Below are 15,261 nucleotides of genomic sequence, written 5' to 3' on the forward strand. Positions count from 1 at the left end.
AGAAAACGGACGGTGACAAACGGTCAGTTGCCGAGTTCCCGGACGAGACCGCCGGCCTCGGCCCGCCAGACCCGCACCTGGTCGTACGTGGGTCCGAGCTCGTACAGGTGGTAGTGGCATCCCAGACTCAGCTGGGACCAGAGGGCCTTCGCCCGCCGGGCCGTCTCGGCCGGCGCGACGAAGTGCAGCAGGAGCAGCTTGGCGCGCCCGGTGGTGCGGGACAGACCGGGCGTCGCGGCGTCCAGCACCTGGTCGACGGAGAGCTCCAGTGCGGTCCGCAGCGCGAGGCAGGCGCCGCGGTGTCGGCCCAGGGTGGTGGCGTTGGCGAGTTCGCCGTCGAGGAGGCGGTCGGCCGTCAGCAGCAAACCTTCGACGGACGTGGGGACGGGGGTAATCATGCAGTCGCCTCCGGCTTGCGGATCTTCTGCGCCAGGTCCTCCACGTCCGAGACGAAGCGCTTCGGGTCGGGGATCGAGGCGCCGCTGGGGTGGGCTCCCTTCTGGCACTGCTGGATCAGCGACCATGCCGAGCTTCCGTAGCGGCGGAGCACCTCCCCCGTGACGTCGTCACCGCGCTTCACGTCGCCGAAGAGGGCGAAGGCCGCGACCTCCCGGAACCTCTCCGCGCTGTCGATCGCGGTCTGGAGGTCGTGCTCCGAGCCGCCGGTGCGGTGGTGGCGGATCCACGCGGCTTCGAGGAACGCGTTCTCCAGGGCGATCCGGCACAGGCCGGGCAGCACGTGGCGGTACGTCTCGGGGGGAAGCCCCGGAGTGGCGGCGATGGCCCGGGCGTCGCCGATGGCCTGCTTGACCGGGTCGTCGACGCAGTCGACCTTCACCCGGGACCCCTCGCCCCGCGTCACCTGGAAGACCGTGACCGGCAGCTCCTGGTCGGTGAACGCCTTCTGCAGACGGGGATCGTGGGTGAAGACGACGACCTGCCGGTGCTTGCCCAACTCGTGCAGCACCTGGGCGAGTCCGTGCACCTTGGTCGGGTCCATGGACTGCACGGGGTCATCGATGACGAGGAAGCCGAACGGGCTGTCCGCGGTCGTGGCCCTCGGCAGGAAGAGGGAGAGCGCGAGGGAGTGCAGCTCGCCCTGGCTCATGACGTCGAGCGCCGGAGCGTCCTGGCCGTCGACGGAGGCCGCCATGACGAGCTTGCGGACGTTCGCCTTCTCACTACCCATCAGGCTGACGGCCGCGAGGTCGACGTTGCTTTCCTGCCGCAGGCACTGCCAGATGTCCTGCGTGGCGTCGGTGAAGCGTTCCATGCGCTGCTGCCGCAGCTCGGTGGAGAGGTCCTTGAGCCACTTCAGCGCCTTCCGGAGGTCGCTCAGCAGAGGCTTGTCCCGCTCGGTCTCGCGCGCCTTGTCCGCCCAGGCGGCGAGCCGGGTGACGAGCGCGCACCACCGTTCGTCGCGCTCCTCCAGCTCGCGGGCCGCGTGCCTCCTGACGGTGTCGCAGGCATCGACGAGGACCGTGGCGGCTTCTTCGGCGCTCCTGGCGAGCTCGGCGGGGTCGGTGATCTGTCGGCAGTCGGTCCACACCTTCCACGGGTCGGCCAGTGCAACGGGGATCCGCTGGGGGTTCTCGACGAGGTTGTGGAGGTTCCGCTTGCCGGTCCGGACGGCGGCGTGCGCGTCCTCGGCGGTCTTCGCCTCGTGGCGCAGCTCCGTCATCTGTCGGGCGGCGCGGTCGTACCACTCCCGTCCGAGGACCCGTTCCGTTCCGCACGTCGGGCAGACGTCGTCGTCGGGGTGCCGGTCGGCGTGGGCAAGGGCCTTCTCCAGCAGGTCGGCGCGCAGTCGGGCGTTCTCGGCGTCGGTGCCGTGCAGGTCCTCCACGTCGGCGAGGGCGTTCCGCAGCCGCCGGACGGCCTCCTCGACTTCCGCCAGGTCGGGCCCCTGCACCCCGGCCTCGCTCCGGAGCTCTGCGAGCCGGCTGTCGTCGGCCGGGGGGAGACCGGCGACGAGCGCGTCAATCATGTCGAGGTCCAGGGCACCCGGGGTGTCCACCGCGAACAGGGCCTGTACGGCACGGTCGTCGTCCTCCAGCGCGTAGAGGGCGTCCTTCAGACCGGGCAGGGTCTCCCTCGTCTCCTTCGCGACGGCGGCGAGGGCCTTCTCCCGCGCGCTCAGCCGGTTGGTCGCGGTGGAGAGCAGCTCCATGCCGAGGATGGTGGCGATCGCGTCGTACCGCTCGGACGGCTTGCCGGTGAGCATGAGGTCGAGATCGGTGTACGAGAGGAACGGCCGGTGGTCGGCGAGGGCCGTGTCCCAGCCGGCCTCGGCCACGGGGACGGTCCCGTGACCCGGGCGCTTGAAGGTCGCTTCGGAGCTGCCGAACTCCTCGCTCGTCCAGGTGCGGGTGAGGGTGCTGTTGCCGGTGTCGCCCTCGATCGCGAGCTTGAGCTCGATCTTGGGGCTGTCGGCGTTGTGGAGGTTGTACCAGTGGCCGCCGCGCGTGGCGTCCTGGCCCGGCCGGTGGGCCCGGGTGCCGGTGAAGCCGACCTCGATGGCGTCGGCGAGGCTGGACTTGCCGGAGCCGTTGCGCCCCACGACGAGGTTGACGCCCGGGCGGGGGCTGAGGCTCAGCCGGGCACGGGGGCCGACGCCGCGGAAGCCGTTGACGGCGAGGGAACCGAGGTAGATCCGGCCGGCCGGGGAGGTTCCACGGGTCTCGTTCTCGCTCAGCGCCTCCTTCAGCAGCGCCTTCACGGACTCGGGGAGTGCCGCCTCGCCCAGACGGGTCCGCACCAGATCAGCCAGGGGCGGGGGCTGGTCGGCGGGCTTCGGCCGAGCGGGGTCGGAGGGTTCGTCCGCGTTGCGCTGGAACTGTTCCGTCACGGTCATGTGCGTCTCCCGGGGGCCGGATGCTCGTTCGGAGGGTGGGGCGGACACCGGCACGCGATGGGTGCGGATGGCGCCCCGGCGTTCGCGTCGGGGGTCCACAGTGCAGTTGCGCAGTTAGCTCACGCTTCCACTCGGAACCATGACTAGATAAGCATGACACTGAAAGCACTGTCAAACAGCTTGACGAATTTGACGACTGTTGTAATCTGTTAACCGTCCCTGTCCGACTGGCCCGAGAGGTGCGGAGCCCCACGCCATGCCCCAGCAGCCACCAGCCCGACCGGCGCCCTCAGCACATGTGACAGCCGCCGAGATCTCCCGCATCGCAGGGGTCACGCGCGCCACCGTCAGCAACTGGCGCCGCCGCCACGACGACTTCCCGGCTCCCAGCGCAGGCACGGAATCCAGCCCGCTCTACGACCTGCCGGCCGTCCAGGCATGGCTGCGGGGCCGCGGGCACACCTCCACCGCCTCACCGACCGAGGAACTGCGTACGGCGCTCCGGCTGCTGGGTCCCGGATCGGGGGTGGCCGCGCGACTGTTCCCGCTGGCGGCGGGCGCGTCCCGCCGCACCCCGGAGGAGCTGGCCGAACTCGCCGCCCTGCCCGACGACCGGTTGATCGCCCTAGCGGAGAAGACCGCGGGCGAGCTTCCGGCCGCCGTGCCCGAGGCCGAGCCGGTCCGCTACGGTCCGGACGACGCGGACGCGGTCCGCGCGCTGCTGGGTTGCGTCCGTGAGGCGGGGCCACAGGCCGCCGTCGACGTCCTCGCCGAACGCGAACTGGACGAGGGCGCCGCCAGCGGCGTCTACCAGACCCCGGAGGGCCTGGCTGTGCTCATGGCACGGCTCCTGCCCGCCGACACGTCCCGCGTCCTCGATCCCGCTTGCGGCAGCGGCACGCTCCTGGTTGCCGCCGCCCGGCAGGGCGCGCGGGAGCTGTTCGGGCAGGACTCGCTCCCCGTCCAGGGCCGGCGCACCGCGGTCCGGCTGCTGCTCACCGCACCCGAGGCCGAGACGGCGATCCGCGTCGGCGACAGCCTGCGCGACGACGCCTTCCCCGACGTCACCGTGGACGCCGTCCTGTGCAACCCGCCGTTCGGCGACCGGGACTGGGGTCACGACGAGCTGGCCTACGACCCGAGGTGGGCGTACGGGCTTCCGCCGCGCTTCGAGTCCGAACTGGCCTGGGTGCAGCACGCCCTCGCGCACCTGAAGCCCGGGGGCCACGCGGTCATGCTGCTGCCGCCCGCGCTCGCCTTCCGCTCCTCCGGCCGCCGCGTCCGCGCGGAACTCATCCGCGCCGGGGCCCTGCGCGCCGTCGTCTCCCTTCCGGCGCGTGCCGCGTATCCGCTCCACATCGGCCTGCAGATCTGGGTGTTCCAACGCCCCGAACCGGGCGGCACGGACCGCACGACGGTGCTCTTCGTCGACGGCGAGGGCGAGCAGCGGGACGGCGCCCCGGGCACGGCGCCCGCCACCGACACGGCCACGGCCGACGTCGGCACCCGTGGCGGCTCACGCACCCGCCGTTCCGGCTCGCCCTCTTCCACCGTTTCCTCCTCCGCCACCTCCTTCGACTGGCCGGGGCTGACGGAGCGGGTCCTCAGCCAGTGGGCCGCGTTCACCACCGCACCCGACACCTACGCCGACGAGCCCGGCGTCGCCCGCGCGGTGCCGCTCGTCGACCTCCTGGACGACGTCGTCGACGTCACGCCGGCCCGCCATGTCCGGGCGACCGCGGCCGACATCGACCCCTCCGCCCTGGCCCGCCGCGTTGACGACCTGCGCAAGCAGCTGGCCGAGCAGGTCACCGCGCTGGCGGCCTCCTCCGCCTCCGGCGGGTGGCAGCCGTCCGGGGCCTCGGGCCGCGAGTGGCGTACGGCGACCGTCTCCGACCTGGCACGCGGCGGAGCCCTGACCGTGCTGCGGGCGGCGACGCCCGGCACACGAGGTTCCAAGGGCTCCGGCGCCCCCGCCGTGGAGCGGCCGGTCCTCGCCGCCCGCGACATCGCGGCCGGAAACCCGCCGTCCGGCACGGCTGTCGACATCCACGCGGACGCCGCGCAACCCGTAGCCGCCGGGGACGTCCTCGTACGCGCCGTCGCGGGCGGCGGCGACGCGACCACGATGACCCGGGTGGCGGACGACCGGGACGCCGGAGCCCTGCTGGGTCAGCACATCCACCTCCTGCGCCCCGACCCCGCCCGCCTCGACCCGTGGTTCCTGGCCGGATTCCTCGGCGCCGAGGACAACATCGCCTCCGCGTCGACCGGCAGCACCCTCGTGCACGTCACACCGGGCCGCCTGCGCGTACCGCTGCTGCCCCTGGAGGAACAGCGGCGCTACGGCGAGGCCTTCAGCCGCGTACACGAGCTGCGCGCGGCCGCCCGCCGAACCGCCGCCCTCGCCGCCGAAACCGCGGCCACCCTGACCACCGGCCTGACCGCCGGCGTACTCCTGCCACCGGCCGGCCCGGCCAGCCCAGGCACCCCGGGCAGCCGTTCTGTCTGAAACGCCCCACGAGTCCCACCGCACACGACCACACTGAATCCCTTGCCGTCCCACTCCCGGACGGTGCTCTTCGGAAGGAAGCCGGGACCTCTTGAACAGCAGTAAGCACACGGAGCTGGCGAACCACGCCTGGTCCGTCGCCGATCTCCTGCGCGGCGACTACAAGCAGTCCGACTACGGCAAGGTCATCCTGCCGTTCACCGTACTGCGCCGCCTGGAGTGCGTCCTGGAGCCGACGCGCGAGAAGGTCGTCGAGACCGTAGACAGGTTCGCGGGCCAGGACATCGACACCGGCCACTTCCTGCGCAGGGCCGCGGGTCACTCCTTCTACAACCGGAGTGACCTCACGCTCAAGAAGATCGCGGCCGACCCGCAGAACGCGGCGAAGAACCTGCAGATCTACGTCGGCGCCTTCTCCGACAACGCCCGCGAGGTCCTCGACAAGTACGAGTTCAACCAGCAGGTCAGGAAGCTCGACGGCGCGAACCTGCTGTACCAGGTCATCGGCAAATTCACCGACCTCGACCTGCACCCCGACGTCGTGCCCAACCACAACATGGGCTACATCTTCGAGGAGCTGATCCGCCGCTTCGCCGAGCAGTCGAACGAGACCGCGGGTGAGCACTTCACCCCGCGCGAGGTCATCAAGCTGATGGTCAACCTGCTGGTGGCGCCCGACGCGGACACCCTCAGCCTGCCCGGTGTCGTCCGCACCGTCATGGACCCGGCCTGCGGCACGGGCGGCATGCTCAGTGCCGCCGACGACCGTATCCTCGCCCTCAACCCGGACGCGACGGTCGAGGTGTACGGGCAGGAGCTCAACCCCGAGTCCTGGGCGATCTGCCGCTCCGACCTCATGATCAAGGGCCAGGACCCGGACAACATCGCCTTCGGCAATTCCTTCTCCGACGACGGCCACGCCCGCCGCAAGTTCGACTACATCCTCGCCAACCCGCCGTTCGGCGTGGAGTGGAAGAAGGTCAAGGAGGAGGTCGAGTACGAGCACAAGTCGCTCGGCGACGCGGGCCGCTTCGGCGCGGGCCTGCCGCGCATCAACGACGGCTCGCTGCTCTTCCTCCAGCACATGATCTCGAAGATGAAGCCGGTGGACGTGAACGGCGGGGGTGGTTCCCGCCTCGCCATCGTCTTCAACGGCTCCCCGCTGTTCACGGGCGCGGCCGAGTCCGGCGAGTCCAACATCCGCCGCTGGATCCTGGAGAACGACTGGTTGGAGGCCATCGTCGCCCTCCCCGACCAGCTCTTCTACAACACCGGCATCTCCACGTACTTCTGGATCCTTACCAACCGCAAGAACGCCGACCACAAGGGCAAGGTAGTCCTGCTCGACGCGCGCGACCAGTGGGTGAAAATGCGCAAGTCGCTCGGCGACAAGCGCAAGGAGCTCGGCGACGGGACGAACGGTCGCCCCGACCACATCGGCGACATCACCCGGTTGTACGCGGAGGCTCTGCAGGTCGCCAAGGACCCCGAGCACCCGCTGCACGGCAAGGTCAAGATCTTCTCGAACGAGGACTTCGGCTACCAGCGCATCACCGTAGAGCGGCCGCTGAAGCTCCGCTTCGAGGTCACGGAGGAGACGTTGGCGGCGCTGGCGGAGACCAAGCCGGTCGCGAAACTGGAGCGGAGCGAGGAGTTCGTCGCGGCGGTGCGTACGTTGCTCGGCTCGTCCTGGACGACGAAGTCCGAGGCGTTCATCGCGCTCAAGGACTCGGTGGTCGCGGCCGGCCTGACCTGGCCGTCGGGAGCGCCGTTCGCGAAGGCGGTACGGGAGGCGGTCGGCGTCCGCGACCCCGAGGGCGAGGTCCAGAAGTTCAAGGGCGCGGCGGAGCCGGATGCCGATCTGCGCGACTACGAGAACGTCCCGCTCGGCGAGGGCGTCGAGGACTACCTCAAGCGCGAGGTGCTCCCGCACGTCCCGGACGCGTGGATCGACCACACGAAGACGAAGATCGGCTACGAGATCCCGTTGACGCGGCACTTCTACGTGTACAAGCCGCCGAGGCCGTTGGCGCAGATCGACGCGGAGTTGAAGTCGCTGGAGGCAGGCATTCAGGCGCTTCTCAGCGAGGTGACCGAATGAGCCTGGAAGGCGCAATTGCAGCGAACGGGAACACCCGCGGATGGAGCATCATTGCGCTCCGTTCACTGATTTCGCAGTCGAAGGCCGATAACCGTCCCAACCTCCCTCTACTCGGGGTCAATCTGCACTCCGGTGTTACCCAGCGCAGCACAAATGACGGACGCCCCGCCGCAAGTGAAGATCTCACAGCGTACAAGGTCGTAGCGCCTGGGAACATCATCATGAATCGGTTGGGTAAGCCGCATGGCTCCGTAGGCATGTCCCCCTGGGACGGGATCACCAGCCCCGCCTATTGGGTCATGGAGATTAATCCGCAACTCGGAGAACCTCGATTCTTTCATCATCTGTTGCGGTCACGCCACTTGGTTGCCGAGTACGAACGCCTTGGCAAGAATCAACCACCTAACCAGTTCGACATCTCTTGGGACGCTTTCCGTGCAATCGAGATTCCGTTGCCGCCGCTGGAGGAGCAGCGCCGCATCGCCCACTTCCTCGACGCCGAGACCGCCCGCATCGACCGCCTCCGTGAACTACGCAAGCAGCAGTCGGAGTTGCTCGACGAGGCATCCTTCAGGCAGATCTACGATGCAGTTCGCGGAGCTCATGTTGAGGGAAATCGGAAGGACAGCGGCCTTAAGTGGCTGGGCGCCATTCCTGCTGATTGGCGAGTTGGCGGCGTCTCTCACTATTTCGAAGTCGAGCTCGGCAAGATGCTCAACCAGGAACGTACTCAAGGGGAACACATGCGCCCCTACCTCCGCGTTGCGAACGTCCAGTGGGACCGGATCGATGTCAGCGACCTCGCCATGATGGACTTTCCGCCGGAGGAGCAGGCGCGGTACCGTCTAAAGCCGGGTGACCTGCTAGTCAACGAGGGTGGAAGCTGGCCAGGAAGAGCGGCGATCTGGGACGGGGTAGTCCCCGAGATCTACTACCAGAAGGCACTGCACCGCATTCGTGCTCGTGGTGCAGAACTGCCGCGGTGGCTCTATTACTGTCTCGTTGTGGCTGAGCGGCTCAGAGTATTTCAGATTCAGGGAAATACCAGCACGATAACGCACCTCACGCGTGAGCAGTTGCGGCCTCAGAGGTTTCCGTTTCCAGAACCAGATGTACAGGGTGACCTGGTGGCGCAGCTTGACCGTGCGGCGAGCCGAGATTTGGAGATCCGTCAGCTGCTGGACGGGCAGCTTGCACTCCTGACCGAACGCCGCCAAGCCCTCATCACCGCCGCCGTAACCGGCCAGTTCGACGTATCCACCGCCAGCGGGCGCAACGTAACGGACGGAGTCACCGCCTAGCCATGAGCCCCATCCACACGGAGTCCGTCTTCGGTGATGCCATCGTCGCCGCCATGGTCGAGCGCGGCTGGCGCGAAGCCCGGCCGCAGGACTACCAGGCCGATCTCGGCCTGGACACCAACGAACTCTTCACCTTCATCGGGGCGACCCAGCCCGACGAGTGGAGCGAGCTGCTCACCGTCTACGGTGGCGACCCGAACGAGGCGCAGCGCGGGTTCGCCGGTCGCCTCGACCAGGCCATCGCCACCAACGGCCTCCTCGACGTCCTCCGCAACGGCGTCAAGGACCGCGGCGTTCTCCTCCGCGTCGCGTACTTCAAGCCGAACCTCGTCGCCCATGACTCCGTGCTCGACGGCTACCGGGCCAACCGCCTCACCGTCGTCCGCGAGCTGGAGTACGCGACGAAGCAGGCCGACTGGGGCAACCGGCTGGACCTCGCCCTGTTCCTCAACGGAATCCCGGTTGCAACGGCCGAGCTGAAGAACCCGCTGACCAAGCAAGGGGTGGAGCAGGCCAAGGAGCAGTACCGCACCGACCGGGACCCCACCGAGCTGATCTTCACGCGTCGCGTCGTCGCGAACTTCGCCGTCGACCCGGACCTGGTCTTCGTCGCCACCCAGCTCAAGGGCAAGAACACCCGCTTCCTGCCGTTCAACACCGGATCCAACGGCCCCGGCCAGCCCGGCGGCGCCGGCAACCCGGCCCCGACCGCCTACGGCACGTACGCGACCTCCTACCTCTGGGAGCAGGTCTGGCGGCCGGACAACTGGCTGGACCTGCTCCAGCGGTTCGTGCACCTGCACAAGAGCAAGACGCCCGGCGGCGGCACGACGAAGACGATGGTCTTCCCCCGGTTCCAGCAGTGGGACGCGGTCAAGAAGCTCACCGCGCACGCCGCCACCCACGGCGCCGGCCACGACTACCTGGTCATGGCTTCCGCCGGCTCGGGGAAGTCGAACACCATCGGCTGGCTCGCGCACCGCCTCAGCGACCTGCACACCCCGACCGACCCGCGCGAACTCGACCCCGAGGCCCTCGCCAAGGGCCTCAAGCCGGGCGTGCCGGTCTTCGACAAGGTCATCGTCATCACCGACCGCCGCAACCTGGACGCGCAGCTGCGTGAAACGGTGGGCAACTTCGAGCAGACCGCAGGCCTCGTCGTGAAGATCGACGAGAAGTACGGGGCGAAGGGCGAGCAGCTCGCCAAGGCGCTCTCCCGCGACACAGGGAAGATCGTCACCGTCACGCTGCACTCCTTCCCGGCGCTGCTCGACTACCTCCAGCGCAACCCCACGGAGATCCAGGGCAGCAGCTTCGCGATCATCGTGGACGAGGCCCACTCCTCACAGTCCGGCGACGCCGCCACCGCCGTACGGTCCGCCCTGCGCGACCTCGGCCTGGACTCCGACTCGGACGACGCGGGCGCGACCACGGTCAAGGCCCCGGCCGCCGCGTCCCTCGACCAGCAGCTCAAGAAGCGGGCCGAGCAGCGTGCCCGCGCCGCGAACCTCTCCTACTTCGCGTTCACCGCCACGCCGAAGGCCAAGACCCTCGAACTCTTCGGCACGCTCCAGGACATCGACGGCAAGGCCGCCTACCGGCCCTTCCACACGTACTCCATGCGGCAGGCGATCGAGGAGGGCTTCATCCTCGACCCGCTGCGCAACTACGTCACGTACAACACGTACTGGAAGCTGGTGAACCAGAACCCCGACGAGCGGGAGGTCGACCCGTCGAAGGCGAACGGCCTGCTCGCCCGGTACGCGCTCACCCATGACTCGACGGTCGCCCAGCACGCCCAGGTGATCGTGGAGCACTTCGTGGCGCACAGCCGGGGCCGTCTCGGCGGGCGGGCCAAGTCCATGGTGGTGACCGCCTCCCGGCAGTCCGCCGTGGAGATGGCGCGCGCGATCAAGAGCTATCTCAAGGACCGGGACTACGACACCAGGTATCCCGACCTCGGCGTCCTCGTCGCGTTCTCCGGCTCGCTCACCCTCGACGGCGAGGAGACCACCGAACCGAAGGAGAACGGCGGGCTGTCGGAGAGCGCACTGCCGAAGGCGTTCGCGTACACACGTGTCGACGACAAGGCGGCCCGGGCCGGCGGTGCGGGCCAGCGCGAGTACCGGATCCTGGTCGTGGCGGAGAAGTACCAGACCGGCTTCGATCAGCCGCTGCTGACGACGATGTACGTCAACAAGTCACTGACCGGTATCTCCGCCGTCCAGACCCTGTCTCGGCTGAACCGGACCGCCGAGCGCAAGAGCCAGGCGGACCTGGCCGTCCTGGACTTCGTCAACGACGCCAACGACATACAGGACTCCTTCCGCCCGTACTTCGAGGAGGCGAACACCCTCCCCTCCGACCCCAACCTGCTCTACACCGCGCAGAGCCGGGTCATGCAGGCGGCGATCCTGTCCGGGCAGGAGATGGACGAGTTCGCCGCCGCGTACTTCGCCGCCAAGGAGAAGGCTGCGGGCTCGCAGTCCAAGTGGGAGAAGCTGCACGCCGAGCTGTACCGGCGGCTCTCCCCCGCCGTCGCCCGCTTCACGCCCCTGCTCGAAAGCGAGGACACGGACGACCAGGAGGCCGCGGAGGACTTCCGCGCCGCCCTCAACGACTACGTCAGGAAGTACGGCTTCCTCGCGCAGATCGTCCCCTACCAGGACGCCGAGTTGGAGCGGCTGCACCTCTACGGCCGCTACCTCCTCAACCGGCTGCCACGCCGGGCGGACGGCGGCGTGGACATAGGCGAGATCGACCTCAGCCACATGCGGGTGGAGAGGACCGGTGAGTACGACGTCTCCCTCACTTCCGAGGGGCCGACGACGATGCAGGGCTTCGGCGACGGCTCGGGCGGTGCCAAGGAAGCGGAGAAGTCGCTGCTCTCGCAGTTGATCGACGACTTCAACAAACGCTTCGGCACCGAGTTCACCGAGCAGGACGTCATCCGCCCGTTCGAGGAGGCCAAGGCCGACCCGAAGGTGCGGGCGGCGGCCGTCGTCAACGACGAGGAGAACTTCGGCCTCGTCTTCGACAACGTCTTCGCGGACAAGATGGCCGACCACATCGACACCATCGCGGGCATGGGCCGCCAGTACTTCGGCCCCGACAAGGGCTTCAAGTCCAGTCTGGACCGCAGTGCCCGCAAGGCCGCCTGGCGGATGATCCGCCGCGAAGAGGGCCTGGACGACGACTTCTGATGTGTCCGCCCCGGCCGGAAGCGCCGGCCGGGGCGTCCTTTGGAGGAAGACCTCGGCTCCTGCACGGCGATCGCCGTGCTCACCGCACTACCCCTCAACTGCGAAAAGCCACTTCAGGAGCGGGCAATGGACAACGCGATTCAGCTGATCAGCGACGGTGATGGACTGGCGGTCATCGGGAATCCGACCGATGTCGAACGCTTCCTCGCCTCGGAGGGACTGCCGTCGAAGGACCTCGGAGCAGGACGGCTCAAGTCCGTCTTCGACGCCGGGGCTGCCGTCGCGCAGGCAGGTTCCGAGATAGCCGCCAACTCCGGTCGCTGGGTGAAGCTGACCACGGACTCCGCGCAGCGTCTCAAGAAGTTCGGGCTGATGGAAACCAAGACGCCAGGCGTCAGCCATGCAATGTTGGGCAAACCCGGCTCGATCAAGTCATGGCTCCAGATCGAGAAGGGGGCCGGCTCGTTTCTGACCAACCCGGCGCGTCTGGCTGGTGCGGCGGGGATCATGGCGCAGCTCGCGATGCAGCAGACCATGGACGAGATCACCGACTACCTCGCCGCGATCGACGAGAAAGTCGATGACGTGCTCCGCGCCCAGAAGGACGCTGCGTTGGCCCGCATGATCGGCGTGGACCTCGTGATCGAGGAGACCATGACCATCCGAGAGCAGGTGGGCCGGGTCTCCGACGTAACGTGGTCAAAGGTGCAGGCCGCGCCGGCGACGATCGCAGACACCCAGGCGTACGCTTTGGGTCAACTCGATGCACTCGCGGAGAAGGTGGAGCGCAAGAGCCAGTCCAAAATTGCCGATCTCGCCACGGCGGCCGCCGAAGCAGAGTCCAAGGCTCAGGAGTGGCTCGCCGTTCTGGCTCGTTGTTTCCAGCTTCAGGACGCGATCGCCGTGCTCGAACTCGACCGAGTGCTGGACACGGCTCCGGAGGAGCTGGACCGGCATCGCCTCGGGCTTCGGGTTGCCCGACAGAACCGGCTGGATCTCATCTCGCGGAGCACCGAGCGTCTGGTGGCCCGGATGAATGCGGCTGCCGCCACCGCCAACGCGAAGGTGCTGCTGCACCCGACCAAGTCCCCGGCCATAGTCCAGTCGAGCAACCATGTCGCGACCGGCGTCCATGACTTTCACGGGCGGCTCGGAATTGAGTCCGGCCGCCGGTCATCGGATGCGAGACGATGGGTGCACGCGGCCGCGGAGGCGAGGGACAAGGCGCTCGAGACAGGGGCAAAGGGCGTCGGTGCCGCCAGAAGCCTCGGCAACGAAACCCTCGACCGGGCCGGCTCGATGAAGGGGAAGGTCTCCAGCGGGATCGCCGAGCTGGCGCGCCGTCGGCGCGGGAACGAGGAGGATCTCGACCAGGAAAGCTGAGCTGATCCGTCGGTCGGCCCCCGATTCTCCGGAGTGGTGGCTTTCTTCGTCTCAGCCAACCCTGCAGGACGCGTCCCAGCGGTCTCGGCCCCGTGGCCCCTTGCGCACCGTGATCGCTGGACGGCAGATCGACGCAGCGGCCACACTTGACCCCTGACCGTGACCGTTCATCACGCACACCGGGGGCAAGGTGCCGCAGGAGGCGATCTCCGACCGTTACGAACTCCTGGAGGAGCTCAGCCACGGCGGCATGGGCGACGTGTGGCGCGGCTACGACGCCGTGCTCGACCGGCCCGTCGCCGTGAAACTCATCCGGCAGGCATCGGTCACCTCCCCGCAACTGGCCGAGGAGTTCGCCAAGCGCTTTCGCCGCGAGGCCCGCATCACCGCGCGCATCCAGCACCCCGGCGTGCCGCAGGTGTACGACGCGGTGCTCGACGCGTCGTACGAGCGGCTGTTCCTGGTGATGGAGCTCGTCGACGGCGTACCGCTGTCCGCCTACCTCGATCCCGGCCGACCGCTGCCGGTCAGCTGGGCAGCCGCCGTCGCCGCGCAGGTCGCGACCGTGCTGTCGTACGCGCACGACGTCCCGGTGATCCACCGCGACCTCAAGCCGGGCAACATCCTCGTCGCACGCGACGGCACCGTAAAGGTCCTCGACTTCGGCATCGCCGCGATCCTGCGCACCGACGTCACCAAACTGACCGCCACCGGTAGCCCCATCGGCACCCACCAGTACATGTCGCCCGAGCAGGTGCGTGGCGGACGCATCACCCCGCAGACCGACCTGTACGCGCTGGGCTGTGTGCTGCACGAACTCCTCAGCGGACGACTCGCGTTCGAGGCGGAGAGCGAGTACCTGCTGATGTACCAGCACGTCAACGCCTCCCCCACTCCGCTGCGACAGCTGCGACCCGACGTCCCCGAGGCGCTGGAGGAGCTGGTCCTGCACCTGCTGCGCAAGGCTCCCGAGGCACGGCCCGCCGACACGCAGGAGGTGTACGCGCGGCTGCTGCCGTTCCTCCCGCCTCCGGGCCAGGAGCCCGGCACGGGCGATGCTGGACCGGCCGGCGCGCCCGACCCGACGGGCGTGTTCCGTCGCCCTTTCGCGCCCCGCGCCCGCGCCCAGTCGCCCGCACCTGATGATGTGCCGCCCACGGCCGTCCTCCCGGGGGCCCGGCCGGTGCCCGTTCCCGCCCAACTGCGTGAGGACATCAAGGCGGCGTACGCCCATTCCGAAGCCCTGCTGGAAGAAGAGCGGTTCACTCAGGCCGCCGAGGTACTCGGCGAGATCATCGAACCCGCGGCGCTCGCCCTCGGCTCCGAGAGCAAGGCCGTTCTGGCGCTGCGCCGCCAGCGAGCGGCCATCCGCCTCCTCGGCGGCGACTACCGGGCCGCCCTGCCCGAGTTCGAGGCCCTCGCCGACGCCTACGCCCGCATCGCCGGACCCACCGGCGAGCAGTCCCGCGCCTGCCGCGCCCAGGCGGCCCGGTGCCGCGCCGAACTGGGCCAGGTCACCGACGCGCTCGCCGCGCTCCAGGGCGTGCTGAACGTGGTGCGGGCCGTCGACAGCGATGTGAGCGAGGAAGCGGTGGAGCTGCGGCACAACATCGGGATGCTGCTGCTCGCCCAGGGCCGAGCCGCCGAAGCCCGGCAGGTCCTCGAACCGCTCCATCAGGACATGTGCATGGTGTTCGGCCCCGACGACGAGATGACCGTCGAGATTGCCGCAGCGCTGGCCCTCATCCGCCTGGACCTCGACGGCGACGCTGCCAGGTAACCCGCTCGTACACCTTGCAGGCTCGGCTGGAGTGGCGACATCATCGGACGAGCCATCGCCTGGGTGATCAAACAGGGCGCCAGCCTCGCTGCACCGGTTGTGAGGCAGGAACACGCACACCCTGCAT

The 15,261-nt window shown here is 68.9% G+C and carries 8 protein-coding genes; 6 read left to right on the forward strand and 2 right to left on the reverse strand.

Annotated features, from left to right (window positions below):
- Positions 1–23 precede the first annotated feature (23 nt).
- Both ACIQK6_RS30580 and ACIQK6_RS30585 read right to left on the reverse strand, forming a co-directional pair.
- Positions 24–398 carry a hypothetical protein gene (locus tag ACIQK6_RS30580; RefSeq protein ID WP_402695901.1) on the reverse strand — a complete coding sequence of 125 codons (375 nt, stop codon included), beginning with the start codon at positions 396–398 and terminating at the stop codon, positions 24–26.
- Positions 395–2,854, reverse strand: coding sequence for an AAA family ATPase (locus ACIQK6_RS30585; protein ID WP_402695902.1), 2,460 nt, complete (start codon positions 2,852–2,854; stop codon positions 395–397). The genes ACIQK6_RS30580 and ACIQK6_RS30585 overlap by 4 nt, the downstream gene beginning before the upstream one ends.
- A 298-nt stretch (positions 2,855–3,152) precedes the next feature.
- Here ACIQK6_RS30585 and ACIQK6_RS30590 point away from each other — a divergent pair, with 298 nt between their 5' ends.
- From ACIQK6_RS30590 to ACIQK6_RS30615, 6 genes are all read left to right on the forward strand, one after another.
- Positions 3,153–5,366: an N-6 DNA methylase gene (locus ACIQK6_RS30590; RefSeq protein ID WP_402695903.1), complete on the forward strand. Its 2,214-nt coding sequence runs from the start codon at positions 3,153–3,155 to the stop codon at positions 5,364–5,366.
- Positions 5,367–5,457: 91 nt separating this feature from the next.
- A complete protein-coding gene (locus ACIQK6_RS30595) occupies positions 5,458–7,467 on the forward strand; it encodes an N-6 DNA methylase (RefSeq protein ID WP_402695905.1) in 2,010 nt (669 codons plus the stop codon).
- Positions 7,464–8,768, forward strand: a complete 1,305-nt coding sequence (locus ACIQK6_RS30600; protein WP_402695906.1) for a restriction endonuclease subunit S — start codon at positions 7,464–7,466, stop codon at positions 8,766–8,768. The genes ACIQK6_RS30595 and ACIQK6_RS30600 overlap by 4 nt, the downstream gene beginning before the upstream one ends.
- Positions 8,769–8,770: 2 nt before the next feature.
- Positions 8,771–11,971 (forward strand): type I restriction endonuclease subunit R, encoded by a 3,201-nt coding sequence (locus ACIQK6_RS30605; protein ID WP_402695907.1) that lies wholly within the window; start codon positions 8,771–8,773, stop codon positions 11,969–11,971.
- Between the two features lie 126 nt (positions 11,972–12,097).
- Positions 12,098–13,354: a hypothetical protein gene (locus ACIQK6_RS30610; protein WP_402695908.1), complete on the forward strand. Its 1,257-nt coding sequence runs from the start codon at positions 12,098–12,100 to the stop codon at positions 13,352–13,354.
- 190 nt (positions 13,355–13,544) lie between these two features.
- Positions 13,545–15,134, forward strand: a complete 1,590-nt coding sequence (locus tag ACIQK6_RS30615) for a protein kinase (RefSeq protein WP_402695910.1) — start codon at positions 13,545–13,547, stop codon at positions 15,132–15,134.
- The last annotated feature ends 127 nt before the right edge of the window (positions 15,135–15,261 follow it).

Origin of the sequence: Streptomyces sp. NPDC091682 (assembly GCF_044756625.1) — a bacterium.
In the GTDB taxonomy this organism is placed as follows: Bacteria; Actinomycetota; Actinomycetes; order Streptomycetales; family Streptomycetaceae; genus Streptomyces.